23 protein-coding genes are annotated in these 25535 nt (G+C 62.4%); 11 read left to right on the forward strand and 12 right to left on the reverse strand.

Translation table 11 applies throughout. From position 1 onward, the window contains the following. Positions 1-11: 11 nt before the first annotated feature. From paaC to RA302_RS27035, 6 genes are all read right to left on the reverse strand, one after another. On the reverse strand, positions 12-929 hold the full coding sequence (gene paaC, locus RA302_RS27010; RefSeq protein WP_029256501.1) for a 1,2-phenylacetyl-CoA epoxidase subunit PaaC: 918 nt from the start codon (positions 927-929) through the stop codon (positions 12-14). Positions 930-957: 28 nt separating this feature from the next. Then, positions 958-1275, reverse strand: coding sequence for a 1,2-phenylacetyl-CoA epoxidase subunit PaaB (gene paaB, locus RA302_RS27015; RefSeq protein WP_007730622.1), 318 nt, complete (start codon positions 1273-1275; stop codon positions 958-960). Then, positions 1272-2240, reverse strand: a complete 969-nt coding sequence (gene paaA / locus RA302_RS27020; RefSeq protein ID WP_029256502.1) for a 1,2-phenylacetyl-CoA epoxidase subunit PaaA — start codon at positions 2238-2240, stop codon at positions 1272-1274. Before paaA ends, paaB begins: the two co-directional genes overlap by 4 nt. Before the next feature lie 92 nt (positions 2241-2332). Then, on the reverse strand, positions 2333-3118 hold the full coding sequence (locus RA302_RS27025; RefSeq protein ID WP_030536073.1) for an enoyl-CoA hydratase-related protein: 786 nt from the start codon (positions 3116-3118) through the stop codon (positions 2333-2335). A gap of 27 nt (positions 3119-3145) precedes the next feature. Further along, on the reverse strand, positions 3146-4003 hold the full coding sequence (locus RA302_RS27030) for a 3-hydroxyacyl-CoA dehydrogenase family protein (protein WP_007730617.1): 858 nt from the start codon (positions 4001-4003) through the stop codon (positions 3146-3148). Beyond that, positions 4000-4728, reverse strand: coding sequence for an enoyl-CoA hydratase/isomerase family protein (locus RA302_RS27035; protein ID WP_007730615.1), 729 nt, complete (start codon positions 4726-4728; stop codon positions 4000-4002). The genes RA302_RS27030 and RA302_RS27035 overlap by 4 nt, the downstream gene beginning before the upstream one ends. Before the next feature lie 107 nt (positions 4729-4835). Here RA302_RS27035 and RA302_RS27040 point away from each other — a divergent pair, with 107 nt between their 5' ends. The 4 genes from RA302_RS27040 to paaI all read left to right on the forward strand — a co-directional run bounded on the left by RA302_RS27040 (position 4836) and on the right by paaI (position 8331). Continuing rightward, the gene (locus tag RA302_RS27040; protein WP_007730612.1) at positions 4836-5447 is read left to right on the forward strand and encodes a TetR/AcrR family transcriptional regulator; all 612 of its coding nucleotides are present in this window, start codon (positions 4836-4838) and stop codon (positions 5445-5447) included. Positions 5448-5535: 88 nt separating this feature from the next. Further along, the gene (gene paaZ / locus RA302_RS27045; protein WP_030536074.1) at positions 5536-7578 is read left to right on the forward strand and encodes a phenylacetic acid degradation bifunctional protein PaaZ; all 2043 of its coding nucleotides are present in this window, start codon (positions 5536-5538) and stop codon (positions 7576-7578) included. Between the two features lie 6 nt (positions 7579-7584). Continuing rightward, positions 7585-7896, forward strand: a complete 312-nt coding sequence (locus tag RA302_RS27050; protein WP_007730606.1) for an EthD family reductase — start codon at positions 7585-7587, stop codon at positions 7894-7896. A 66-nt stretch (positions 7897-7962) separates the two neighbouring features. Beyond that, positions 7963-8331 carry a hydroxyphenylacetyl-CoA thioesterase PaaI gene (gene paaI, locus RA302_RS27055; RefSeq protein ID WP_046380079.1) on the forward strand — a complete coding sequence of 123 codons (369 nt, stop codon included), beginning with the start codon at positions 7963-7965 and terminating at the stop codon, positions 8329-8331. Positions 8332-8334: 3 nt separating this feature from the next. Here the strand turns inward: paaI and RA302_RS27060 are convergent, their stop codons facing one another. Further along, positions 8335-10110, reverse strand: coding sequence for a CocE/NonD family hydrolase (locus RA302_RS27060; RefSeq protein ID WP_230587522.1), 1776 nt, complete (start codon positions 10108-10110; stop codon positions 8335-8337). A 96-nt stretch (positions 10111-10206) separates the two neighbouring features. Further along, on the reverse strand, positions 10207-10653 hold the full coding sequence (locus tag RA302_RS27065) for a cupredoxin domain-containing protein (protein ID WP_003943263.1): 447 nt from the start codon (positions 10651-10653) through the stop codon (positions 10207-10209). A 149-nt stretch (positions 10654-10802) separates the two neighbouring features. Between RA302_RS27065 and RA302_RS27070 the strand changes: the two genes are divergently transcribed. Continuing rightward, complete coding sequence (locus RA302_RS27070; RefSeq protein WP_230359176.1) at positions 10803-11264, forward strand: hypothetical protein; 462 nt, start codon at positions 10803-10805, stop codon at positions 11262-11264. 7 nt (positions 11265-11271) lie between these two features. Then, complete coding sequence (locus RA302_RS27075; protein WP_030536077.1) at positions 11272-12411, forward strand: cation:proton antiporter; 1140 nt, start codon at positions 11272-11274, stop codon at positions 12409-12411. Here the strand turns inward: RA302_RS27075 and RA302_RS27080 are convergent. Then, on the reverse strand, positions 12395-13156 hold the full coding sequence (locus RA302_RS27080) for a DUF2127 domain-containing protein (RefSeq protein ID WP_003943067.1): 762 nt from the start codon (positions 13154-13156) through the stop codon (positions 12395-12397). The two genes, RA302_RS27075 and RA302_RS27080, sit on opposite strands and share 17 nt — an antisense overlap. A 75-nt stretch (positions 13157-13231) precedes the next feature. Here RA302_RS27080 and RA302_RS27085 point away from each other — a divergent pair, with 75 nt between their 5' ends. The 3 genes from RA302_RS27085 (at position 13232) to RA302_RS27095 (ending at position 16963) form a co-directional block, all read left to right on the forward strand. After that, a complete protein-coding gene (locus RA302_RS27085; RefSeq protein ID WP_030536078.1) occupies positions 13232-14038 on the forward strand; it encodes an alpha/beta hydrolase in 807 nt (268 codons plus the stop codon). Between the two features lie 118 nt (positions 14039-14156). Beyond that, the gene (gene gabT / locus RA302_RS27090; protein ID WP_030536079.1) at positions 14157-15530 is read left to right on the forward strand and encodes a 4-aminobutyrate--2-oxoglutarate transaminase; all 1374 of its coding nucleotides are present in this window, start codon (positions 14157-14159) and stop codon (positions 15528-15530) included. Beyond that, positions 15527-16963 (forward strand): aldehyde dehydrogenase family protein, encoded by a 1437-nt coding sequence (locus RA302_RS27095; RefSeq protein WP_007730582.1) that lies wholly within the window; start codon positions 15527-15529, stop codon positions 16961-16963. Before gabT ends, RA302_RS27095 begins: the two co-directional genes overlap by 4 nt. On the opposite strand, the gene RA302_RS27100 is transcribed toward RA302_RS27095, so the two are convergent. Then, entirely contained in the window at positions 16939-18471 is a 1533-nt protein-coding gene (locus RA302_RS27100) for a PucR family transcriptional regulator (RefSeq protein ID WP_230793203.1), read from the reverse strand. The two genes, RA302_RS27095 and RA302_RS27100, sit on opposite strands and share 25 nt — an antisense overlap. 178 nt (positions 18472-18649) lie before the next feature. Between RA302_RS27100 and RA302_RS27105 the strand changes: the two genes are divergently transcribed. Both RA302_RS27105 and RA302_RS27110 read left to right on the forward strand, forming a co-directional pair. Then, positions 18650-20089 (forward strand): amino acid permease, encoded by a 1440-nt coding sequence (locus RA302_RS27105; protein WP_030536080.1) that lies wholly within the window; start codon positions 18650-18652, stop codon positions 20087-20089. A gap of 121 nt (positions 20090-20210) precedes the next feature. Beyond that, positions 20211-21335, forward strand: coding sequence for a GGDEF domain-containing protein (locus RA302_RS27110; RefSeq protein WP_064113656.1), 1125 nt, complete (start codon positions 20211-20213; stop codon positions 21333-21335). Position 21336: 1 nt separating this feature from the next. Here RA302_RS27110 and RA302_RS27115 read toward each other — a convergent pair whose 3' ends face one another. Further along, on the reverse strand, positions 21337-23664 hold the full coding sequence (locus tag RA302_RS27115; RefSeq protein WP_007730571.1) for an EAL domain-containing protein: 2328 nt from the start codon (positions 23662-23664) through the stop codon (positions 21337-21339). Positions 23665-23901: 237 nt separating this feature from the next. Further along, complete coding sequence (locus RA302_RS27120; RefSeq protein WP_030536082.1) at positions 23902-25524, reverse strand: MFS transporter; 1623 nt, start codon at positions 25522-25524, stop codon at positions 23902-23904. Between the last annotated feature and the right edge of the window lie 11 nt (positions 25525-25535).

A 25535-nucleotide genomic window follows, 5' to 3' on the forward strand; every position in this document is an offset into this window, starting at 1 on the left:
GGCAGTCACGGTCACCACACCCCTTCCGGATGCTCCCGAGCGACGCTCTGCATTTCGGCGAGAAGTAGCCCCAGTGCCCCGGTGTGCAGTCCGGCACGCCCGCCGCGGCCGCCGACGAAACCGGAGAAACGCGAAGGGGGCTCTTCCATTTCGGCTGCATGGAGGACCTGGGCAAGAACAGCGTCGAACTCCGGCCGAACAGTACGCGGATCCACTCCGACGCCAACTTCTGCCAAAACGAGTTCGTCCTGGGTGGGAACAAAGAGTTCGTCCACGAACGGGAAGATCTCGAGCAGGGCCGCGGCAGTCCGACGCTTGGATTCTGCCGTGCCGGCGCCCAACGTGACGACCCATCTTGCCGCGTAGTCGCGGTGGTAGGTCAGTTCTTTGACGCCTTTGTTCGCCACGGCCGCGAGGACCGGGTCCCGCGATGTGCGGAGCCGATCGAACAGCGCCAGCCGCCAGGTCGAGAACACGAGTAGCCGAACGACCGTGTGCGCGAAGTCGCCGTTGGCGAGCTCCACCAGTCTCACGTTGCGGAAACCGAACTGATCACGAAAGAAGGCAAGCGCATCTTCAGCCGGCACCGGCGACGTGTCCGAGATGAACGGAACGACAGTGGAATCGGCTGCTGCCGCGCGAGCCAGCAGCAGCCTGGCCTGTCCGATCAGATCCAGACCGACATTCGCGAGAGCTACCTCTTCTTCGAGTTCCGGTGCCCGCGTCGACCATTCGGCGAGGCGCTGCGAACTGACGAGCGCGTCGTCGCCGAGCATGAGGCAGTAGCGCGCCAGCGCACCGAGATCGACGTCATCCGGCACCGTGGTGTCGACTCCGGCGAGGGGGTCGTCGAAGCTGGTTCCGAACGCCCACTGACCGTGGCCGTCGCCGTCGACCAGGCCGTCGTAGGCACTGTCGTGATCGTTCATCTGTTGGTCCTCGAAGTCGAAGTGATTCTCACATGTGCGGAACGGAGTCCGGGATGTCGTAGAAAGTCGGGTGCCGGTAGACCTTGTCGCCGCTCGGCGCGAAGAACGGATCCTTTTCTGCCGGACTCGAAGCCACGATGTTCGCTGACGGCACGACCCAGATGCTCACGCCTTCGTTACGTCTGGTGTAGACGTCGCGCGCGTGGCGTAGGGCCATCTGATCGTCTGCCGCGCGCAGGGATCCGACATGCACGTGGTTCAGTCCGCGCTTTCCCCTCAGAAATACCTCGTACAAAGGCCATTCGCCCCGCACCTGATCGCGCTGTACCTGATCGTTCTCGCTCATGATGTTTCCCCAGTCGTGCGATCGTGCGCGAGTCTCTCGCGCTGTGCAAAGGCGTACGCGGCCTCGCGAACCCAGGCCCCGTTGTCGTGTGCGGCTTTCCGATTGGTGATCCGCTCGACGCTCGCCGCTCCGTTGCCGCGGACCACGTCCATGAATTCGCTCCAGTCCGGCTCGCCGAAATCGTGTGCGCCACGCTCGGGGTTCCAGCGCAGGTCGGGATCAGGGAAGGTCACACCGAGTATCTCGGCCTGCGGTATCGACATGTCCACGAATCGTTGCCGCAGTTCGTCGTTCGTGTGCCGCTTGATGCGCCACTTCATCGACTGCTCGGTGTTCGGCGATTCGTCGTCCGGCGGTCCGAACATCATCAGAGCGGGCCACCACCATCGGTCGACGGCTTCCTGCACCATTGCCCGTTGAGCTTCCGTGCCGCGCATCATCGTCGCCAACAGCTCGAAGCCTTGCCGCTGATGGAACGATTCCTCCTTGCACACACGGATCATCGCGCGCGCATACGGCCCGAAGGAGCTGCGGCACAGCGGAACCTGATTGCAGATAGCAGCTCCGTCGACCAGCCAGCCGATCACTCCCACGTCGGCGTATGTCAGCGTCGGATAGTTGAAGATCGAGGAGTACTTCTGCTTTCCCTCGATCAGTTTGGTGGTCAGATCGCCACGATCGGCACCGAGCGTCTCGGCCGCGGAGTAGAGATACAGACCGTGCCCGGCTTCGTCCTGGACCTTCGCCATCAAGATCGCCTTGCGTCGCAACGAAGGCGCACGGGTGAGCCAGTTTCCCTCGGGCTGCATTCCGATGATTTCGGAGTGCGCATGCTGGGCAACCTGACGGATCAGAGTCTTGCGGTAGCCGTCCGGCATCCAGTCGCGAGGCTCGATGCGCTGGTCTGCCGCGATCGTCTCGTCGAACAGGTTCTGCAGATCTTGTGGAGCTTCCACGTTGGTCATCGTACCTACCTTTTATTACCGAATGATCGGTTGGTAACTAGTATGCACCGAGGTGTCCCAGCACACAAGAGAATCTTTCGCCGCACCAGAAATCAGCGGCCCTCGAAAACCGGCTTCTGCTTCGACAGGAAAGCCGTGACTGCGCCTCGATGATCTGCCGTGGAACCCAGCTCCACCTGTGCGTTCGCCTCGGCCGCCAGCGTCTGGGAAAGCCCAGGAGCAACGGCACGGATCAGCGATTTCACGTGGGCGAAGGCCGCGGTGGGTCCGTCGGCAAGCCGACGCGCGAGTACCCGAGCCTCAGCGGCGACGTCCTCGTCGGCCACCACGCGATGAACCAAGCCCCACTCCAGCGCGCTCTGCGCGTCGAACTTGTCGCCGAGCAACATCAGGCCACTGGCGCGGCTAGGTCCGAGCGCGTGCACGAGCGCATGACTGAGCCCGGAGTCACTGGCCAGACCGATGCCGGTGAATGCCGTCGCAAAGCTCGCGCGAGCCCCCACGACACGGATGTCTCCGGCCAACGCGATTCCCAACCCGGCCCCGACGCAGGCTCCGCCGATACCCACCACCACCGGGACAGAGAGCGTCGACAGCGCCGTGACGATGGGGTTGTAGTGCGCCTCGACGGTATCCATCGCGTGCGCCGGATCAGCATCCAACGCTGCGGCGTGCTCGCCCAGATCCTGACCGACGCAGAAGTTCTTGCCTTCGGCGAGAATCAACACCGCTCGAACCTCTGCGTCCGCGTGGACCTGCAGCAACGCTTCGAGCATCTGAGACTTCATTTCGCCGTTGACGGCATTGGCGGCCTTGGGTCGGTCGAGAGTGATTGTCGCCAAACCTCGCTCGATCTCCAAGCGAATCACGTCAGTCATCGATGTTCCTTTCGCAGGAAGTTCGGTTCAGCTCCATGTGTGAAAACCCTGTCCCGTCTTGCGCCCCAACTCGCCGCGAGCCACCTTCTCTCGCAGCAGTGCTGGAGGTGCAAATCGATCACCGAGCGTGCTCGCGAGGTGTTCGGCGATCGCCAGGCGCACATCCAACCCGACCAGATCTGTCGAACGCAGCGGGCCCATCGGATGCCGATACCCCAATTCCATTGCTCGGTCGATCGATTCCGCGTCCGCCACACCCTCTTCGAGCATGCGGATGGCTTCGAGCCCGAGACCGACACCAAGCCGGCTGGTTGCAAAACCAGGTGAGTCGTTGACGAGCACCTCGGCTTTGCCGAGCATCGACACCCATGCTCGTACCGAGTCGACAACCTCGGGGCGGGTCTGAGGCGCCCGGACGATCTCGACCAACAGCGACGCCGGGACTGGATTGAAGAAGTGCATACCGATGAACCGGCCCGGATCCGTCAGCGCTGCGCCGAGTTCGGCGATCGACATGGAACTGGTGTTGCTGGCGATCACGGTGCTTTCTCCGGCAACGGTTTCCGCAGCGGCGAGCACCTCGACCTTGAGGGCCGCAATTTCCGGGACCGCCTCGACGATCAGGTCGAGCGACGGTGGCAACGAGGTCACTGCGTCCACGGTGCTCACGCGCGCCAGCACCGTCGCGGGGTCCTGGTCGTCGAGTTTCCCTCGCTCGTGAGCTCTGTCGAGGCCGGCGGAAACACGCTGCAACGCGGCCGCGGTGTCGCCACTCTCCGCGATGGTGACCGCCCCGCCGAGACTGGCGAACACCTGGGCGATACCCGCACCCATGCGTCCACCGCCGATGACTCCGACGGTCTTCGGTGCAACTGCTTCAGTCATGATTTCTTCTCCAGGAAGGCCGTCATGCGATCGCGCTTGTCCGAACTCTCGAACAGGACGGCCTGGGCGATGTCGTCGGCAAACGGATGCGATCCCGGCGCATCGACGATGATCTTGGTCAATCGCAGTGCCAGCGGGGACAGTCGGGAAATGCGGTCGAGCAGCCGATGCGCTGCGTCGACGTGGCAGTTCGGTTCGGTTACCTCGACAACCAGGCCCGCTCGTAGCGCCTGCTCGGCGTCGAGGTTCCTGGCACCGAGGAGCACCTGCTTCGCGATCGAGACGCCGACGAGCTTCGGCAATCGATAGCTGGCGCCGGCGGCTGCCATTATGCCGAGATTGGGCTCCGGATTCCCGAAGACCGCCGTCGTTGTCGCGATGCGAATGTCGCAGGCGTAGGTCAACTCTGCCCCACCGCCGAGCGCGTAGCCGCTCACGGCGGCCACGGTGGGAAGCGGGAGCTTTCCGATTCGGTCGAACAGCGTGCGGTTGATACCCGCGAACGCTTCCTCTCGTCCGCGCTCTCGGAGCTCCGCGATGTCAGCGCCGCCTGCGAAGTGGTCGCCGCGCCCCGCAAGCAGGAGCAGCTTCGGATCCCGTTCGAGGCGTCCACAAACCTGATGCAGTTCGTCGATCATTTCCGCGTTGATCGCATTGCGTTGCGCGGGCCTGTCGAGGGTGACCACGACGCGATCCTCGCGCTCGTCCACGTGCAGGGTGTTCACATTCGCTCCTTCTCGCTCTTCTCCATTAGTAACCGAACATTCGGTCGTTTGGCAAGGGAGAGAACGAGGATGGTGCACAGCTTTGCCCGAACTGAGAAGATGGGGACATGACTACGGCACGCCCCACTCGACGCACCGGCCTCCCCGGACGTCCCGGCTACGACCTCGATTCGCTCCTGGCCGTGGCCGTGAAGGTGTTCAACGACAAGGGCTACGACGGCGCCAGCATGGAGGTGCTCGCCAAGAAACTCGGCATCACGAAGTCCTCGATCTACCACCATGTGTCCGGAAAGTCAGAACTTCTCGAACTCGCCCTTTCGCGTGCACTCAACGCCCTGTTTGCGGTCACGACCGAAGAGGGCGCCACCACCGGTCCGTACATCGACCGGCTCGAATACCTGGTCCGGCGCAGCGTAGAGGTGCTGGTCGCAGAGCTTCCATACGTCACCCTGCTCCTGCGCGTCCGCGGCAACACGACGGTCGAGCGCGCCGCGCTAGCTCGTCGACGCGAATTCGACAACTTCGTCGGAGGTCTCGTCGCGTCCGCCGCAGCGGAGGGAGACTTGCGCCCGGACATCGAACCAGCCCTCGCCAGCAAGCTGATGTTCGGCACCGTCAACTCACTGATCGAGTGGTACAAACCCCGAGCGGGTGAGTCCGTCTCCGACATCGCCGACGCGGTCGTCGCCGTCACTTTCGACGGACTTCGCAAGGCCTGACTCCAGGCAGTTCTGCCGAATCCTTGACAACGCGGCGTTACCGGGCGATCGTAATTACCGACCGAACGTACGGTGAGATGGAGTTGTCGTGAGCAGACTGTTGGAAAGCTATGTGGCCGGTCAGTGGTACGCCGCACCGGACGCAGGTACCCCGTTGCCGAGCGCAGTGGACGGATCGGAGGTGGCCCGGATCTCCGCAACCGGCATCGACCTCGCCGAGATGGTTACGTACGCCCGCGAGGTCGGCGGGCCTGCACTGTCCGCGATGACCTTCCACGAACGTGCCGGCGCGCTCAAGGCTCTCGCCCTCACGTTGATGGCAGGAAAAGCCGAGTTCTACACACTCTCCACTGCCACCGGCGCGACGACGCGAGATTCCGGGGTGGACATCGACGGCGGATTCGGGACCCTGCTGAGCTACGCGAGCAAGGCTCGGCGCGAATTGCCCGACAGCACAGTCTTTCTGGACGGAAACGTCGAGCCTCTCGGCAAGGGCGGAACCTTCCTCGGGCAACACATCTATACATCACGTCGCGGCGTCGCCGTGCAGATCAACGCCTTCAATTTCCCGGTGTGGGGGTTCCTGGAGAAGCTGGCACCGGCATTCATCGCGGGGGTGCCGTCCATCGTCAAACCTGCCAGTTCCACGGCATATCTCACCGAACTCGTCTTCCGGCGCATCATCGAGTCAGGCTTGCTCCCAGAGGGTTCCGTCCAACTGCTCTCCGGTAGTGCACGCGGCCTCCTCGATCACCTCGGCGGGCAGGACTCAGTGGCATTCACCGGATCCGCCGACACCGCAGCAACGCTGCGTGCTCACCCGAACGTCGTCGGCAAGGGTGTCCATTTCAATGCCGAAGCCGATTCACTCAACGCGTCGATCCTCGGCGAGGACGCCGTACCAGGAACGCCCGAATTCGATTTGTACGTCAAACAACTCGTCACCGAGATGACGGTCAAGGCGGGCCAGAAGTGCACGGCGATCCGGCGCGCCCTGGTCCCGCTCTCGCTGGTCGACGCCGTTGTCGATGCCGCATCCGAGCGACTGAACAAAGTGGTCGTGGGACACCCCGATGCTGATGGCGTCACTATGGGAGCTCTCGCCAGCATCGAACAGCGTGACGAGGTCTTGAAATCCATTCGCGGTCTGACGAAGTCGGCAACTATCGTATTCGGAGACCCGGACAACGTCGACGTGGTCGGTGCCGACGGCCAGTCAGGAGCCTTCCTTTCCCCAGTCCTTCTCCGGGCGGAAGAGAATGCGCACGAGGTACACGAACTGGAGGCCTTCGGACCCGTCAGCACCGTCATCGGATACGACGGCATCGATCATGCGATCGAACTCGCGGCCCGTGGCGAGGGAAGCCTCGTCGCCTCGGTGGTCACTGCCGACACCGACATCGCACGTCGACTGGTGCTGGGTCTCGCAGCTTTTCACGGCAGAGTGCTCGTGCTGAACCGCGACGACGCCAAGGAATCCACCGGCCACGGCTCTCCCCTTCCAGTCCTCGTACACGGCGGTCCCGGCCGTGCCGGCGGCGGTGAGGAGCTGGGTGGCATCCGCGGAGTTCTGCACCACATGCAGCGGACCGCCGTACAGGGCACACCCGACGTCCTCACCGCAGTCGGCGAGCGCTGGTTCACCGGATCGCAGCGCACGACCGGATCCGAACATCCATTCCGAAAGAGTCTCGCCGAGTTGAAGATCGGTGACACTGTTGTCGGCGGTCCGCGCCAGGTCACACTCGCAGACATCGATCATTTTGCAGAGTTCACCGGTGACACCTTCTACGCTCACACCGATCCGGTGGCCGCTGCGGCGAATCCACTCTTCGGCGGCATCGTCGCGCACGGCTATCTTGTTGTCTCACTCGCTGCGGGCCTGTTCGTCGACCCGGCTCCCGGCCCGGTTCTCGCGAACTTCGGCGTGGACAGCCTCAGGTTCCTGACTCCGGTCAAAGCCGAAGACAGCCTGACGGTCACCCTCACAGCCAAGACCATCACACCTCGCAGCAGCGCCGACTACGGTGAGGTTCGTTGGGACGCCGTGGTGACGAACCAGGACAACGATCCGGTCGCGACATACGACGTCCTGACTCTGGTAGCCAAGACTCGCCCCGAAGGGAATTGAAAGCACATGACCTATCGAGTAGCAGTGTGTTACGGACGCCCCACCGATCCGGAGGCTTTCGACAAGTACTACAACGAGATCCACGTCCCGCTCGCCAGCGCAGTGCCAGGGCTCTCGGACTTCACGTTCAGCAAGTGCTCGACGCTGGACGGCTCCGATCCCGTCTTCTATGCCGTCGCCAACCTCGAGTTTCCCGATCTCGAGACGATGCAGAGCGGCCTGAAGTCCCCGGAGATGGGCGCCGCTGGAAAAGATGTCGCAAACTTTGCCACCGGCACGGTCGACATGTATGTCCAGGAAGTTGTCTCGGTCCTCTAGACCCCTGCAATTTCCCGATCCCACAGGAGTTGTCTCGTGAGTACAGGAAGCATCACCGCCAGAGAGATGTTCGACGCGGACCAGGCATCGCAGGCACTCGGTATCGAGATTTCCGAGCTGGCGCCCGGTAGCGCAACCGTGACCGTCACCGTGGGCGAAACCATGGTGAACGGTCACGGAATCACACACGGCGGTTATGTTTTCCTGCTCGCGGACACCGCGTTTGCGCTCGCCTGCAACGGCTACGAGGATTCAGCCGTTGCAGCGCGCGCGGACATCAGATTTCTGCGTCCGACCCGTCTCGGCGACACCTTGACCGCGGTCGCCACCGAGAAGGCTCGAGGCGGCCGAAGTGGGATCTACGACGTGACCGTTCGCAATGGCGACACCGTCGTGGCCGAGTTCCGCGGCGACAGTCGCACCATCACCCGCTGAAATTCAGCCCACGACGGGAAGTTCGAGGGGGCCGGACCCGTCGGCGAAGATCGTCACCGGCATGCCCTGCAATCCCCCACGGAAACTGATGTCGCCACCGGTGATTGCCAGACGAACAGAATGCCCCGGCTCGAATCGATGCACTATCGCCGGCATCGTCACCGGCACCGGCTGCGACGGATCACTGATGCGTATGGGCGCGATGAGTCCGTTGATCAGCGAGGAAGTTCCGTCCGGAGCCACGTCGTAGAGTTTCGCGAACACCACCGGCTGTCCGGGCGCCGCAACACGCAGCGTCACAGTGGGGGCTCCCACCACGTCCATCGCCTCGGTCATCGGCCCAGTGGTCCAGAGCGCCTCGGTTCCCGGAATCTGCGCATTCGGAATGTTTCCGGCCGGATTGATATTGAGTGGCTCTACGCCCGTCGGCAGCCCAGCCGGTGCGGTGACGATCGTCTTCGAACCCGGCATCACCGGCGCGCCGTCCGGTAGCAGTCCCCCGTCAGCGGACAGATGGAAGGCGCGGGCGGTCCCGACATCGACGGTGTCGGACGTCGCGTAGGCCGGGGCCGCGTTTCCTTCGTAGTCGATCCAGTTGCGGAAATACGCGAATTCCGGTCCGGTCTCCGTGTTCTCGTCCTTGAGGTAGTGATCGAACCAGTCCATGAAGCGACCGGTCTCGTACTGGGTATCCTCGTCGGGTGCGGAGAAGCTGAACTCGCCCGGCGCCGCGGCCAAGTGGCTGTGCCCCCACGAATGCCAGATCATCTTGGCATCGACGCCACGATCCTTCAGCGCGTCGTAAGTCGCGGTTGCCTCGTTCAGATCGAACAGGGTGTCCTGTTGCCCCTGAGCAAGCAGTACCGGAATGTTGATCCGGTCGACGAACGACGAGACCGACGACGCTCGGAGCTCACTCACTACTTGCGGTCCGATATCGCCGGTCACCACTGCCTCGGCGATCGCGTTGCACATGTAAGGGACGTAGTTCGGGCAGCCGGGTAGCCGTGCGGGATCTGCGATGTAACCGTCCACACCGGGATTCGCGATGCCCGCGCCGAAGAGCAGCGATGCAAAGAGCACCTTCGCTGCTCCCGGCTCCGCTGTCGACACACCGGAGATGATTCCCGTGCTGTTGGGCGCCAAGGAATACGAGAGATCGTTCCAGGTGATCATGGGGATGATGGTGTCGATGCGGGGATCGACACTCGCGGCGGCGAATTGAATGCCGCCGCCGTAAGAGCCACCCGTCATTCCGACCCGCGGGTCGTTCGTCGACGGTGCACCGGTGTGATCGACGGAGTCCTGTACCACCGCGGTGAGCGCCGGATAGGGCTGCGTCAGAGCCTGATCCGTGAAGGCAATCTCTTCTTGGCCGCCGAGGAAGCTGACCAACTGGGAAGCGGCGACACCGTCGTATGCGGGAGAGTCGAGTGTGATCTTGCAACTCGTGCCGCCGAAACCCAATCCCGAATACGTCAGTCCGACATACCCGTTCTCGGCGAAGTTCTGCAGGGCAGGAATCTGGTCCTTGTACGAACCGCCGAACCCGTTGGTGGTCAGGATCGCGGGAGCTGGGTTGTCAGCGTCGACACCATCGGGAACAAAGAGTTCACCGACGACGGTGCACGGCGTCGAGAGTTCAGGCCCGACATCGACCGAGAAGTACAGCAGCTGTGACGAATACGAGCCGTTCGGTGAATCCGCGAGCGCCGGCGGCGAAAAGCCGAGGGCGCAAACCACGAGCGTGACGACACTGATCGCAATTCTCCGGCGCACCTGAAAACCGTACACCCGGATCTGTTCTCCACCAGCCTGATCGGCTGCGCGCCGCCGAAGTTTCCGGAGCAAAAGCTACGCCGGACGGGCCGACCTCTACTTGACCGTCAAGGTGCCGTGCATGCTCGGGTGGTAGGTGCAGTGGAACGTGTACGTTCCAGGCTCGTTCGGCACCGTGATGGTTTCCGTCTCACCCGCTTCGATGTCCTCGTTGAACAACCCCGCGGTATCGGACGTGACCGAGTGCTCGACGGTGTCGTTGTTCTGAATGGTCAGTACCTGTCCGGGCATCACCGACTCCGGCGTCGAATATTCGAAACCGCTGATCACGATTCCCATCGACGACGCTCCCGGCGTCGACATACCCAGAGGCATGCTCGGCATCGACATACTGGTCGGCATGCTGGTCATCGGCATACTGGTCATCGCCATGCCGTCGTGATCGGCCGAATCGTTGTCCGACGAATCGTTGTTGTCACTGCACGCGGTCAGTGCGAACACCGCCAGGATCAGCGCTGCGAGCACTGCGAGAATCCGCTTCATTGCTTCGCCTCCTGCTCGTTCCCCCGCAGTCTGCTGATTACCCGCCGCCTAGGGGGCCAAACAGCTCCGATGTGGTGCCTGCGGCGCTGATGGTGCACGATTTCTGCACCAGCTCCACTCGCGGACCGACACTGAAGGAAACAGCACAGATGGCCAAGAGCAAAACGTCGAAGGCAGCCCAGCCGAAGGCTCCCAAGACAGCAGAGCCGAAGGTAGCCGAGAAGGCTCCCGCCGTTCTCTGGAAGGACCTGCCGGACGAGCACGACTACCCGGCGGCCCGCGATTACCTCCAGTTGGGCGCGACGCCGGTTCAGGTCCAAGCTCTCGTGTACGCCCTCGAGACGGCGACGCTGGTCTCGAAGAAGGCCAAAGACATCCTGCGGGCTGCTGGGCTCCCTCTGCTTCCGGTCGACAACCCACACGTGGCTGCCGACCTGTTGAAGATCCGCAAGGGGATCGCGCTGTCGCCGATCCTGCTGGTGCAGGGAGACTTCCGCGCCGGAGTACCGGCGCAGATCGCCGACGGCTACCACCGTGTCTGTGCGAGCTACCACGTGGACGAGAACACCGCCATCCCCGCGAAGATCGCACCCTCGACAGTTAACTCGTAGGTCGTCGATGACCTTCGGCATCCTTGCCCTCGTCGCGCTGGCCGGCATTCTCGGCCCGCTGCTCGGCGCTCGCGTCAGCTGGCATGTCCCCGTGGTGGTCGGCGAACTTGCCGCGGGCGTCGTCTTCGGTGTCACCGGTTTCGGGCTGCTCGACTCTTCGGACCAGACTTTCACGTTCCTGGCCGATATCGGATTCGCGCTCACGATGATGGTGGCCGGCTCACACGTCCCGGTCCGCGATCCGGCAGTCCGTGCGGCAATCGGCAAGGGTGCCGTTCGCTCGGTTGTCGTCGGACTTCTGTCGGTTGTTGCCGGCTACGGTGCGGCGACGGCATTCGGCACCGGTCACGCCGCGCTGTACGCGGTCCTGATCGCGTCGTCGTCCGCGGCGTTGATTCTCCCCATCGTCGATTCGCTGGGGCTCGGTGGAACCTCGGTTCTGCAGATGACTGCCCAGGTCGCGATCGCGGACACCGTCTGCATTGTTGCGCTGCCTTTGGTGATCGATCCGGACAATGCCCCTCGTGCCGGTGTCGGCGCACTGGCTGTGGCGGCGTGTGCGGTTGCCTTGTTCTTCGTACTGCGAGCCTTCCACCGGTCCGGCCATTGGCGAAGGCTCCACAAATTCTCGGAGAAACGAAAGTTTGCACTCGAACTCCGGATCAATCTGGTGATCCTCTTTTCTCTGGCAGCGCTGGCGTCGAGCACTCACGTGTCGATCATGCTCGCGGGCTTCGCCTTCGGGCTCGTTCTTGCCGCGATCGGTGAACCCCGCCGCCTCGCCAAACAGCTCTTCGCCATCACCGACGGCTTCTTCGCTCCCCTCTTCTTCGTCTGGTTGGGAGCGGCGATCAATCTGCGCGACCTCGTCACCCATCCGTCCGCCATCTGGCTCGGATTGGTCTTGGGCGGAGCAACTCTCGTGGTTCACGCCGCGATACGCGCCCTCGGTCTCCCGCTCCCTCTCGGCGTGCTGTCCGCCGCACAACTGGGAGTACCGGTTGCCGCAGTTACGGTGGGCACTCAATTGGGGGTGATGGGCGACGGTGAACCCGCAGCCATCCTCCTCGCCGCCATGATCACGATCGGTGCAGCAACGCTGGCGGGTGCTGCCGCGTCGAAAGCTGGTCTCACGAAGCCTGCTTGACCGCGGCCCTCTCCACCGTCAGCAAGCTCTCCTCCGAATGTTCGGCGTGATACGCCGCGCCGCCGCCGCGGACACCGAAGAGTCGCTTGCTCCAGATCAGCCATACGACGGCAGCGATGTTCACCAGCAGCAACCCGGCCCTCAACCACGTGATCTTCTCGGTCAATTCGTAGATTTCGAGGGGCAGGAACAAGCTGGTCGCCACCACCGCGAAGTACTCGCCCCAGCGTTCGACCATCCACAGGCCGACTGCCTCGATCACTTGAAGGCCGGCGTAGACCAACAGCCCGACTGCGATCCAGGTGAGCGTCGTAGCGGACAACGAAAACGCCTGCTCGATGTGATGGACCAGTTTGGAATCGTCGATGTTCCAGCCCAATTGACGGGCAAGTGGCCTGATCAACGGCAATTCGTTCTCGAAGGCGTCCTCGGCGCGACCCTTCGACGATCTCAGTTCGAACACACCGATCGCCAGAAGAACCAAACCCAGAGCGCGGAACATTCTCTCGGTGGCGAGAAGTCGCATGATCAACCGGTCGCGAAGCAGCCTCCCCCGCGGAACCTCGGGGGCGGCGTCCGCCGGTCCCGATGCTCGGGGCGCTCCCGGGACGAAGTTGCCGCAACGTAGGCACCGCCACGCCTGACCCACCGCAGTATCCACATGTAGTCGATCCCGCAGCTCAGGTTCGTCCGGAGCGTAGGTCTCGTGACCGTGCCAACTGCACGAGCGCAATGCGAAGTCCACGGGTGAACTCTATGCCGCATATGCCCGGTAGCGTGGATACCCGCTGACCGTGCACTTCGAACGATGAGGATTCCGATGACAACCACCAAGATCGAAACCCGGCATGGCGTCATGGCAGTCGACGACAGTGCCACCGACGGTTTTCCGGTTGTCTTCATCCACGGGAACTCGGCCAGCCGCTCCATCTTCCGTCATCAGGTCGACGCCGACTGGGCCGGCGACTACCGCATGATCACTCTGGACCTACTCGGCCACGGCGACTCCGAGGACGCGAGCGATCCCGAAGCCGCATACACGCAGAACGGTTACGCCGACGCCATCGTCGATGTTCTGACCGAACTCGGCGTCGAAAGAGCCGTTGTCGTCGGCTGGTCGCTCGGCGGACACATCGCTCTCGAGTTGATCGCGAAATTCCCCGGGCTCACCGGAATCGTCATCACCGGTACGCCGCCGGCAAATCCCGAGACGCTCGGCGACGCCTTCAATGCCGGCGACGGATTGTCCATCGGCGGCACCGAGGTCATCACCGTGCAAGAAGCCGAACTCTACGCACGAATGACCGCCGTTCCCTTCGAGCAGGCTGCCCTCGACGCCGCAATACGCACGGACGGACGCGCTCGCAAGATCATGTTCGACGCATTCGGCGCCGGCCGCGAATCGGATCAGAAGGCTCTGGTTGCAGCGGCGTCTGTGCCTCTCGCGGTGATCGACGGCGCCGAGGACCCGTTCGTGAACACGTCGTATGTCGCGTCGTTGACCTTCGCGAATCTCTGGGAGGGCACGTATCACGTGATTCCCGGTGTGGGGCATGCAGCGTTCTGGGAAGCCCCTGAGGTGTACAACCCACTGTTGCAACGATTCCTCGGCAGTTTCGCACAGTAACCTGCTGGACAACCTGCTGGACGCGGCGTCCTATGAGATAGAAGCCACTCGACAATCCGGCCATGTCCGGATCATTCATCGCCGTCCTACAGTTCGGAAAACGACTGGAGGCACTGCGATGACCATTCTCGAGCACGGCACGGAAACGTGCATCGGTGGACCGACCCTTCCCCAGATACGACGCCTCGTCACCGAAGTGCCCGGCCCCAACTCGCGCGCTTTGGCAAAGCGCCGGAGCGCCGCACTGCCGGCCGGGCTGACCAGCGGATCCAGCATTTACGTTGCCGCAGCGGGCGGAGGAGTTGTCGTCGACGTCGACGACAACTCGTTCATCGACTTCGGCAGCGGCATCGCCGTGACCACCGTCGGAAACAGTGCGCCGCGCGTGGTCGAACGCACCACGCGCCAGCTCGGTCAGTTCACCCATACGTGTTTCCTCGCAAACCCCTACGAGGGGTACCTCGAGGTCTGCGAAGCGCTCAACCGCCTGACCCCGGGAGATCACGAGAAGCGAACAGCGCTGTTCAACACCGGCAGCGAAGCGCTCGAGAACGCCGTGAAATACGCACGTGCCGCCACCGGTCGCCCGGCAGTTGTCGTCTTCGACCACGCATTCCACGGTCGCACGTTGATGACCATGACGATGACAGCCAAGAACCAGCCGTACAAGGCCACATTCGGCCCGTTCGCACCAGAGGTCTACCGGGTTCCGATGGCATACCCCTACCGTTGGCCGAGCGGCCCCGAAAACGCGGCCGACGAAGCATTCGCCCAGTTCCGTCTTGCGATCGACACTCAGATCGGCGCCGAATCGGTAGCCGCTGTGGTCGTGGAACCGATTCAGGGTGAGGGCGGTTTCATCGTTCCCGCTCCGGGATTCCTGAAGCGAATCTCGGAATTCTGCCGTGAGCGCGGCATTCTCGTCGTCGCGGACGAGGTCCAGACCGGTATCGCACGAACCGGATCCTGGTTCGCCAGCGAGAGTGAGGACTTCGTCCCCGACATCATCACAACCGCAAAAGGTCTCGCCGGCGGAATGCCACTCGCCGCCGTGACCGGCCGTGCCGACGTCATGGACGCCGCGCATCCCGGTGGTATCGGCGGTACGTACAGCGGCAATCCCGTTGCCTGCGAGGCCGCCCTGGCAGTTTTCGAGACGATCGAGATGGAAGGGCTCCTCGACCGCGCCAAGGACATCGGCGACATTCTGACCACAGGTTTGTCCGAAATCGCTTCGGACACAGACATAATCGGCGACATTCGTGGACGCGGCGCCATGATTGCAATCGAACTCGTCCACGACGAGGACAAGGCTCCGAATCGCGAGGCCGTCGCCCAGATCGTCAGCTACGCCCACACGCACGGTCTCCTTCTGCTCACCGCCGGCACCTATGGAAACGTCGTCCGTTTCCTCCCGCCGCTGAGCATCTCCGACGAGTTGCTGACCGAAGGACTCGGTATTCTTCGCGACGCTGTGGCCGCAGTCCGATGAGCGTCGCAGTGCGCAGCTTGATCGGCGGAGCTTGGGTCACGGGCAGCGACGGCACACTGACGGACACCAACCCGGCCCGTCCCGACGAGGTTGTCGCCACCGGAGGCCGCGCCGGTGCCTCCGAAATGGCGACCGGTGTTCGCGTCGCCCGCATCGCCGCGAATGACTGGGCCCGCCTGCCGATGTCCGCACGCGGCGCATACCTCACTCGCGCAGCGGAAATCATCGAATCCAACGCTGAGGCCTGGGGCGAAGAACTCACCCGCGAAGAAGGGAAAACGCTGGCCGAGGGTATCGGAGAGGTGCGCCGCGCAGCGCAGATTCTGCGTTACTACGGCAACGCCGCCGACCGCGAGACCGGAACGGTGTATTCCTCCCCACGTAGCAGCGAGCAGATTCTCGTCACTCGCAAACCTCTCGGCGTGGTAGGCGTCGTCACGCCGTTCAACTTCCCGATCGCGATCCCGGCATGGAAGATTGCGCCTGCCTTGGTGTACGGAAACACCGTCGTCTGGAAACCGGCTGCCGCGGTGCCCCTTCTGGCCTTCCGTCTCGCGCAGGCACTGACCGAAGCGGGCCTACCCGACGGAGTCCTGAACATGATCCTCGCCGACAGCGCGGCCGGTGAAGCGCTGGTCGATCACCCGGACCTCGACGCCGTCACCTTCACCGGTTCCACCGGCGTCGGCCGAAAGATCGCGGGATCTGCTGCAGCGCGCGGAGTTCCGGTACAGGCGGAAATGGGTGGAAAGAACGCAGCCGTCGTACTTGCCGACGCAGATCTCGAGCTTGCGGTCGAGCAGGTGATGCTGGGCGCATTTCGGTCAAGCGGCCAGAAATGCACGGCCACTTCACGTCTGGTGCTCCATGAATCCATCGCCGAGGAATTCCTGGCCAGGCTGACCGTTGAAGTCAAGCAACTGAGAGTCGGAGATCCACTCGATCCCGACGTCACGACAGGTCCCGTGGTCAGCGCATACGCGCAGCAGTCGATCATCGAGGGGATCAATCGAGCCGTCGACGGCGGCGCCAGGGTTGTGGCCACCGCCGAAGCGCCGCAGTCGGGCTACTACGTCCAACCGACAGTGCTGGAACTACCGTCGAGCACCGAACTGTGGTTCGAGGAACTCTTCGGCCCGGTACTGGCGGTGCAGCGGGCAGCAACAACCGCAGACGCATTCCGCTTGGCGAACGAGGGCGAATTCGGTTTGTCCGCAGCATTGTTCACGCAAGACCTGACCAGTGCACTTGCCGGTGTCGACGATCTGGACGTGGGGATCCTGCACGTCAATTCGGAATCGGCGGGCGCTGATCCCCACGTACCTTTCGGCGGTGCGAAGAGGAGTGGATACGGGCCCAAGGAACAAGGCGACGCGGCACGAGAGTTCTTCACTCACACCACCACCGTCTATCTCAGGGGCGGCCGAGCGTGATCTGAATTCGATTCCGCCTGCAGCAGTTCACGAGCTTTGAGTGCGATCCACAACTCGGACCGGGTGTGGGCGGAATCGAGATCTCGGCCGATCAACTCGGCAGCCTTGTCCATGCGGTTACGCAGCGTGTGCCGGTGAACACCCAATTGCGCTGCAGCGGATTCCCATTGACCATTGTGGTGCAGGAACGCTTCGATCGAGTCCACCAGACGGGAACCGTTCTCGGCGTCGTAGCCTTCCAGCACACCGAGACCACCGGCCGCGATCGACTGCAGAACTTCGCTCGACTGCACACTCAACAAGAGACTGAAAGTCCCGAGCTCCGAGAACGGAACGAGCGTGTGTCCTTCGACCTGCCCCACTTTGGCAGCAGAGACGGCCTCGCGCAGACTGGCCGCAACACCGCTCATCGGCCGGACGCCACCGATTCCACCGTTGATACTCCGGCGTGAATTCTCCCGAACTCTCGCGTACACACTGCGTGTGACCTTCTCCGCAACTTCACTTTTCACGACGAACCACACACCGGTTCCGTCAGTCAGCGGGGCCAACAGGTACGGCACCGACTCTTCTTCCAGGGCCGCTGAAGTGATGTCGGTGGCCGCAAGCAAAGGTCCGACATCGGTCAAGGCGGTTGCCACCACCGTGGTTTCGGATTCGAATCCGAAGTACCGCAACAGACTTTCGTCGACGTCACCGCCGGCCTGGCGCACCATCGTCGTAACGGCCAACCTCAGCCGCTGTTCGGCATCGACAACCCGCAACGGCTTGGCAAGCTCGATGGTCAACAGCGACACCGTGTGGCCCACCAACAATCGCTCGGACTGATCCAAGGCGGCCTCGGACGCCACGGCCAGCGTGCCGCTCACAGCAAGGCGGTGAATGGCCAGGTGACCGTCGTCGTCCACCACGATCCGGCTGCGCTCCTTACCTGATCGCTCCCTGATGCGTTCGGGCAGAGACGAACTCGCACCTTCCGTCAGAGCCAGCACCGCGCCGTCCCGATCGAGAACACAGACTGCTGCGTGAACGGCTCGACCCAGGGCAGTGATCAGAGCCGGCACCCCGTCGAGCAGGGCACGCGCCAACTTCTCCTGCGCGTCGACCACCGCCTGCACCGTTCGTATCTGGTCGGCGGTCAGTTCGTCGATCACGGCCCGCGAAATGGCGATGAACGGCGTCTCCTTGGCGACGGAAAGCACGGCAAAACCCAGTTCGTCGCCGGCCCTGATGATCGCGTCCGGCACCCTCTCGTGCACGGTGCCGGTGTCGAACGCCAGTGCCACCGCACCGGTCTGCGCGATGCGCTCGACGTACTCGTATTGCTTTGTCGCCGAACGCGGAAGGTGCAGCCCCGTCGTCATGACAAGCTCTCCACCGGCGAGCCAACGGGTCGGATCCTGCAATTCGATTGCGTGCGCCCAGCTGATCGACAGATCCACGTCGTCGTGACCGGCAACGATCGTGAGGCCGAGCGAGGTGGTGGCAGCCAGCCGTCGGACAGTCATCGGCATTACCGGAACCTCCGAAGGCAGTGAATAGAAAGGCAGTGGATAAATGGGCAGTGGACAGAACTGACAGTTTCCAGTTCAGATTTGTACATCAAGTCCATGTTCTGGATCACACGATGAGCTTAGCGTCTCTCCGAAAGAACTGATCGCGTCATGCAATAGGAGCTGAGCCCAGATGCCCGACAGCAGCACCGAAACAGCCGAAGCCGCCAGCGTTCATTCGACACTCAAAACAGGCTTGAAGAAGCGCCACCTGACCATGCTTTCCATGGGCGGCGTCATCGGCGCCGGTTTCTTCGTCGGGCTGAGCGGAATCATCAACCAGGCCGGCCCCGGCGCAGTCATCACGTGCGCGATCTGCGGCATCATCGTGTTCCTGGTGATGCGCATGCTCGGCGAAATGGCCGTGGCCAAGCCGTGTACGGGATCGTTCACCGAATACGCCCGCATGGCGTTGGGCGACTGGGCGGGTTTCACCACTGGCTGGCTCTACTGGTATTTCTGGGTGATCGTCGTCGGCATCGAATCCGTCGTCGGAGCAACCTTGCTCTCCCGGTGGATCCATGGTGTCCCGCTCTGGCTCATGTCAGCGGTACTCCTGTTGGTGATGACCGGGGTCAATCTTCTCTCCGTCAGCAACTTCGGCGAGGCTGAATACTGGTTTGCGGGTATCAAGGTCGCCGTCATCATCGGCTTCATCGTGCTCGGCAGTCTGTTCGTCTTCGGCATCTGGCCCGGCAGTGAAGTCGATTTCAGCAATCTGACCGGCCACGGAGGATTTCTGCCGAACGGCTTCACCCCCGTACTGGTGGGCGTTGTCGCCGTGATCTTCTCCATGACCGGAGCCGAGCTGGTCACGATCGCCGCAGCGGAATCCGCCGAACCCGCCGGAGCGATCAGGCGGGCCACGAACACGGTCGTCTTCCGCATTCTCGCGTTCTTCGTTGTCGCCACCTTCCTCCTCGTGACGATGCTGCCGTGGGATTCGTTCGTCGTCGGCGATTCTCCGTTCATCTCCGCACTCGACCTGCTCGGAATTCCCGGCGCCGCCGACATTCTCAATCTCGTGGTTCTGGTCGCGGTGCTGTCCTGCCTCAATTCCGGCCTGTACACGGCGTCACGGATGCTCTTCGCACTCTCCGTCTACAACGACGCGCCGGCCTGGATGACACGGACCAACAGCCGCGGCGTGCCGGTGAAGGGCGTACTCGCCTGCACCGTGGCCGGGTACTTCTGTATCGCGGCCGGCTACATCTGGCCGGATACGATTTTCTTGTTCCTCGTGAATTCGTCGGGCGCAATCTGCTTGTTCGTTTACATCCTGATCTGTGTATCCGAACTACGCCTCCGACGCCGATGGGAACGCGAAAGCCCCGAGATTCTGAAATTCCGTGTCTGGTTGTATCCCGGCCTGCCGATAGTGGTCACTGGTCTGATTCTCGTGATCCTGGTGGGAATGGGTCTCAACGAACCCACGCGCGCGGAATTCGTCCAAAGCCTGGTCGCGCTGGGGGTCATCCTCGCCGCTTACGGCGTGAGAAAGTCTCGTACGCGAAAAGTCGGATCGTTCGCGACCGCCTCGAACAACGCACACAGCAGTTCGAAGAAAGCTTGAAACAAGCATCGAGTAAGCGCTCGACTCGATAATTGAACCTCTTCCCCGAAAAGAGCCGATCCGATGGAAGCGGTCGAACATAGATTTTCTCTTTACCTAAATTCAAGGCAAAATGGACAGCATGCCGAGCCCTGTCATCGCCTCCGAGGGGCACAGTTCTTGGCGAACACTTCACGAATGGTTCAACGAACCACACGACTACGAGTGGATAAAGCACCAGAGATCCGGCCGGGCAATCATTCCGATCTTCCGAACCTTGCTCGGAATGATGACGATCATCTTCGGACTGTCCGCTTTCTACAAATTGATCGGTCCAGATACGCCGCCGACCACCCCCGGCAAAGCTCTTTCGATTTTCATGATCTGTACGTGTGTGGGAATCGCCGCATGCTGGTTCACACAACCGTTTCCCGGACGCCGGGGGTTGCTTGCATTCGGAATATTCGCAGATCTCGGGATCGCGGCTGCCGTCCTCCTGGTGCCGGATCGCTCGTCCGGGACGTTCGGTTGCATCGTCTTCGCGGTCACCGGAACCTTTGCGACGCTTTTTGTCAGCGCAAAGTGGCTTGTCGCTCATGTCGTTTGGTCGACGACCGTCACGACCACCGTTTTCGTTCTTGCATATCTGGAAGGCGACGTCGATATCACGACGCTTCTGGCCCGCGGCACCGTTCTTTTCGGAGCTGTCACACTCGTTCCCATTTTTGCGCACCTGACTTGGCGCACTCTCTACCGCGATGCCCAGTATTCGGACCGGGATCCCCTCACTGGACTGTTCAACCGTCGGGGACTGGAAGGGGCAGTCGGCGATCTCTTCGAGAGCGCCCGAGACGATTCTTCATCTCTCGCCTTCATCGTCGTCGATATCGACAAATTCAAAACGGTGAATGATCTTCACGGTCATGCCGAAGGCGATCATGTCATCAGGAGAACCGCGAACCGATTGAGCACACATCTCGGCGAACGCGGAGTCATCGCTCGAACCGGCGGGGAAGAATACCTGGCCGTCATCGCCGGCAATCCCGAATCGACAACCCTGTTGATCGAAGGGATAAACGCGGCGCTGTCGGATTGTTCCGACGCGATCCCCACAACGGTGAGCGTCGGAGCGGTGATGATGACCGCCGAATCGAAGGCGTGGAGCGGCGGTGCTTCCGCAATCCTGGCGGCGACAAATGTCGCGGATTCGATGATGTATCAAGCGAAGGCGGCAGGCGGTAATACGATCCGCTCGGCTCAGATCTGATTCACAGCCACGTAAGTGGGTGGACGCTGCGCCCGGTTTCCGTGTCCGTCGCGGCAAGATACACATCGACGCGCTCAGCGGTCAGAGCCTTGCTGATGTGGTAACCCTGGACCAGGTCACACCCGACCCACTGGACGCGGCGGAACTGCTCGATGGTCTCCACGCCCTCGGCCAACGATTTCATACCGAGGGCCGCGGCCAATTCGACAATGGACTTCACCACGGACATCTTCGGATCGTCCGAGTCGGTGACCAGCATGCGATCGATCTTGAGAACGTCGATTGGAAGTCTCTGGAGCGTGGCGAAGGACGAATAGCCGGTGCCGAAATCGTCGAGTGCGACGGTAACCCCGAGCTCACGCAGCTTGTAGAGATCCCGGATCGCGCGATCGTCCACAACACCTGTCTCGGTGATTTCGAGCTGCAGCAGTTGCGGAGGCAAGCCCGAATCCGTCAGCGCTTTCTTCACCATCGCACCGAACTCTCGCGACACCAACTGCACTGGTGAAACGTTGACCGAGACGCCAATTCCGGTCGGCCACCCCGCAGCAGCGGCGGTCGCCATCGCCATTGCCTGCGCGCCGAGGGGAATGATCATTCCGGTTTCCTCCGCCACCGAGATGAACTGGCTGGGCCCGATGAGGCCGCGGCTGGGATGGTTCCACCGAAGAAGAGCCTCGAAGGCCACCACTTCACCGGTCTGAGTGTCGACCTGAGGCTGGTAATGGAGATCGAACTGCCCTTCCTCGATCCCTCTGTCCAGCTCGTGCAACGCCGTCGCCCGCGCCGATGCCCTCGCCCGCAGCAGCGGTGAGAACTTACCCACTCGATTGCGTCCCGTCGACTTCGCCTCGTACAGAGCCAGATCCGCCAGCATCACCAATCCGTCGGCGTCCGTCGAATCCTCGGGCGCGCTCGAGTAACCGATCGTGGCCCGCACTTCGATCCGATTGCCTTCGACAAAGAATGGTTCGTGCAGCACTTCCAGGTACCGATCGAAGATCACACCGGGATCGTCGCGCGAAGAGGTGCAGACGATCAGCCCGAATTCGTCACCGCCCATCCGCGAGCACATGTCCGAACCGATCACGTCGCGAAGGCGTTTCGTGACTTCGAGAAGTAATTGGTCCCCGATCGGATGGCCAAGGGTGTCGTTCACCGATTTGAAGTTGTCGAGGTCGAGAATCCCGACGAGAACCTGCTTCTCCGGCACGCGGGAATCGATCGCTTCCTCGAGCGCCACTCCGAACGCACGACGGTTCGGTAACCCGGTCAACGAGTCGGTGGCCGCAAGGCGAAGGATCTCCTGCTCGTGGACATACCTCTCCGTGATGTCGGAACCGACACCGCGCCAACCCAGAATCACGCCGGATTCGAGGACCCGTGGATTGCCGGAAAGAGACCACCAGCGTCGCCTACCGTCGACATGCACCGGCACGACAGTGTCCCGGAAGGGAGCACTCGATTCGAGTTTGTCGATCATCTGGGCCGCGGCCGCACGCCCCTCCGGACTCGATGCGATCTGGAGTCTGGTGAGGAGTTGTCCGAAGGTGAGTTGCTGCAACTCGTCCACCGTCATACCTGCGACCTCGGCGAGACGTGCCGAGGTGTGGGAGAACCGGCCGTTGGTGTCGCACTCCCACAGCCAGTCGCGGGAACCGCCCTCGAAACCGTCGAGCAACAACGCCACAGTCTGACGCTCGGATTCCGCCTGAAACTCTGCGAGACAACGTCTCTGGAAAGAGGCCGACAGATAGACCGCCCCTACGGTGAGCGCAAACATGTAGATGCACAACTGAATCGCAAGTATGCGAAAGTGGGGTTCGGCGTGGACGACGAGAACAGTGAAGACGCCGAGGCCGTGAATGTAGATCCAGGTCAGGCTCACCGATCTCAGACTCGAGAACGTCACGGTCCCGGCGCCCATGATCCCGGCCATCGTCGCGATCAGAACCAAGTCGCGGAAGACGTCCATGTCGTGAAAGAGCAGAGCGAAAAGTGTGACGTCGAGGGTCGCGACCACGATCACTTCGACGAGCAGACCCACGTAGTCGTAGCGCGGGGTGTGCTTCGACGGCCGCCAGCGAAGGGGAATCCATACTCGGATCGAATTCGCGAGGACGAGAAAGATGAGGGCGCCACCCAACCACCTGAGCGTCTGACGTCCGGGCGGGACGGTGTAGGTCAGAATCACGACCAAACTCGCCATGTACGCAAGATTGGCGAACGGCGCGACGGCTGCAGCTTCGTCTATCTGACGGCGAAACAGGCTGTTGCAGTCGGCCTCCGAAGCAGGATCTTGCCTGCCCAATCGACTCGGACGGCTCATCAGCGAGGCATCCCGACATCTGCGCAGGCGCCATCAGCGGGCGTCGAATCCGCTCGCCTGGCCATCCGAACCTCCCCTGGCTCCCCACCGAACCCTTATCCGGTGAAACGTCAGTGTTTCAGACTCGCTGCTTGTTTCCTTCACAACGGTAGCCATCTGACGAATCGATTGTGCGCAGATCACTATATCCAGAGGTCGTTCCGTCGATCGTCCAGGTCGATTCGCGATTGCTGATTCTTAGCTCGAACCACGTTTGTCGCCGACCGCGACGCGGGGGATTCGAGCGGTCGGGAACAACGCGGCGATTGCGAGCAGCGCTGCCACGGCAAAAGCGACACGCAACGCGTCCAGCCTGGCTTCTTCGTTCACGTCCACGATCGCATCCGCCGTGGACTCGGCGACGCCGGCGTCATCGAGAGCGGATCGGAGTTGCGTCGTCGACAGGAACGGCACGCCCGAGGCCATGTCGGTGCTCGCTTGCTGCTGCACCGATGTCGGAACCGCCGGATTGTCTTCGATTCCGGCGATCGCCGACGTCGTGAGAGTGGCAATGAGAACCGATCCGATCAGGGCAGTTCCCAAGGAAGCGCCGAGGTTGGTGGCGGTGTTCTGCAACCCGCCGACCTCGGTGCTGCGCTCGTCCGGGACCGAGGACACCGTGACGGCTCCGAGCTGCGAAGACAGGCACCCCAAGCCGAAACCCATGAACAGCATGGGAATCATCACGATCGCCGCATTGGCGCCGGGGTCCATGCCTGCAACGAGCATCAGAATGCCGACGACCATGACCAACAATCCGACTCGGACCACGCGTCGCGGGTTCGCGGTAGGCCGTAGCTTCGGAATACCGATCGCCGCCACGACGAGCGCCGCCGACAACGGCAGGATGCGAATTCCGGTCTCGAGAGCGCTGAGTTCCAGAACTACGGACAAGAACAAAGGAACCGCGAAGAACACGCCCGCCTGCACCAGAAACTGCGCGAAGAACATCGACAGCCCGCCACTGAGCTCGCGGTTTCGCAGCATCGCCGGATCAAGCAACGGCTCCTTCCCCGCAGCGGCCAGGCGTCCCTCCCAGCGCAGGAATCCGTACACGACCAGGAGCCCGGCGATCAGCAGCCACACCACCGGGGAAAGCCCGACCAACTGCGGTCCGTCGGGTTTGGCCTGCACCCAACCCCACTCGCTCGAGCGCAGTACGCCGAAGACGATCATGCCCAGCCCGACCACAGACAAGATCGATCCGACGTAGTCGAGGCGCGACTTCGACGGTGGGACGTCGACCACCTTGCTCAGCACCAGCAAGATCAGGACAACGATCACGACTTCGCCGACGAACACGTAACGCCATGACGCAAATGTCGTCGCGGCGCCGCCGATCAGCGGCCCGACCGCCACGGCCATCGCGCCGGCGGCAGCGACCAGACCGTAGGCAGCCGGGCGCTTCTGCGCCGGAAAGTTGGTGGCGACGAGCGCGACGATCGCGGGCATGATGAGTGCCGCACCGACGCCTTCGAGGAACGACCATCCGATCAGCAGGACCGCAAGATTGGGAGCGAGCGCCGTTGTCAGAGAACCAGCGCCGTAGATGATCAAGCCGAGCGCGAAGGCCCGGCGACGACCCATCATCGACCCCAGCTTGCTGCCCGTGATCATCAGCGTCGCCATGACCAGGGTGTACAGCGTGATCGCGGTTTGAATACCGGTGATGCTCGTGCCGACGTCCTCGGCGACGGTTGCCATCGAAACGTTCATGACCGAACTGTCCAAGGTCATCAGGAATTGGCTGGATGCCAACACCGTGAGAACCAGTCCTGAACCCGCTTGCGTCGTCGAACCAGCAACCTGTCCGTCACCCATCGTGCGGGTGT

This window comes from Rhodococcus sp. DN22, from assembly GCF_036669995.1.
Lineage (GTDB): Bacteria > Actinomycetota > Actinomycetes > Mycobacteriales > Mycobacteriaceae > Rhodococcus_F > Rhodococcus_F erythropolis.

Bases quoted from the DNA above. Each gene is read 5' to 3' on its own strand.
- paaC (WP_029256501.1), bottom strand. From the start codon at position 929: ATGAACGATCACGACAGTGCCTACGACGGCCTGGTCGACGGCGACGGC.
- paaB (WP_007730622.1), bottom strand. From the start codon at position 1,275: ATGAGCGAGAACGATCAGGTACAGCGCGATCAGGTGCGGGGCGAATGG.
- paaA (WP_029256502.1), bottom strand. From the start codon at position 2,240: ATGACCAACGTGGAAGCTCCACAAGATCTGCAGAACCTGTTCGACGAG.
- RA302_RS27025 (WP_030536073.1), bottom strand. From the start codon at position 3,118: ATGACTGACGTGATTCGCTTGGAGATCGAGCGAGGTTTGGCGACAATC.
- RA302_RS27030 (WP_007730617.1), bottom strand. From the start codon at position 4,003: ATGACTGAAGCAGTTGCACCGAAGACCGTCGGAGTCATCGGCGGTGGA.
- RA302_RS27040 (WP_007730612.1), top strand. From the start codon at position 4,836: ATGACTACGGCACGCCCCACTCGACGCACCGGCCTCCCCGGACGTCCC.
- RA302_RS27050 (WP_007730606.1), top strand. From the start codon at position 7,585: ATGACCTATCGAGTAGCAGTGTGTTACGGACGCCCCACCGATCCGGAG.
- paaI (WP_046380079.1), top strand. From the start codon at position 7,963: ATGTTCGACGCGGACCAGGCATCGCAGGCACTCGGTATCGAGATTTCC.
- RA302_RS27065 (WP_003943263.1), bottom strand. From the start codon at position 10,653: ATGAAGCGGATTCTCGCAGTGCTCGCAGCGCTGATCCTGGCGGTGTTC.
- RA302_RS27070 (WP_230359176.1), top strand. From the start codon at position 10,803: ATGGCCAAGAGCAAAACGTCGAAGGCAGCCCAGCCGAAGGCTCCCAAG.
- RA302_RS27075 (WP_030536077.1), top strand. From the start codon at position 11,272: ATGACCTTCGGCATCCTTGCCCTCGTCGCGCTGGCCGGCATTCTCGGC.
- RA302_RS27085 (WP_030536078.1), top strand. From the start codon at position 13,232: ATGACAACCACCAAGATCGAAACCCGGCATGGCGTCATGGCAGTCGAC.
- gabT (WP_030536079.1), top strand. From the start codon at position 14,157: ATGACCATTCTCGAGCACGGCACGGAAACGTGCATCGGTGGACCGACC.
- RA302_RS27095 (WP_007730582.1), top strand. From the start codon at position 15,527: ATGAGCGTCGCAGTGCGCAGCTTGATCGGCGGAGCTTGGGTCACGGGC.
- RA302_RS27100 (WP_230793203.1), bottom strand. From the start codon at position 18,471: ATGACTGTCCGACGGCTGGCTGCCACCACCTCGCTCGGCCTCACGATC.
- RA302_RS27105 (WP_030536080.1), top strand. From the start codon at position 18,650: ATGCCCGACAGCAGCACCGAAACAGCCGAAGCCGCCAGCGTTCATTCG.
- RA302_RS27110 (WP_064113656.1), top strand. From the start codon at position 20,211: ATGCCGAGCCCTGTCATCGCCTCCGAGGGGCACAGTTCTTGGCGAACA.
- RA302_RS27115 (WP_007730571.1), bottom strand. From the start codon at position 23,664: ATGAGCCGTCCGAGTCGATTGGGCAGGCAAGATCCTGCTTCGGAGGCC.
- RA302_RS27120 (WP_030536082.1), bottom strand. From the start codon at position 25,524: ATGGGTGACGGACAGGTTGCTGGTTCGACGACGCAAGCGGGTTCAGGA.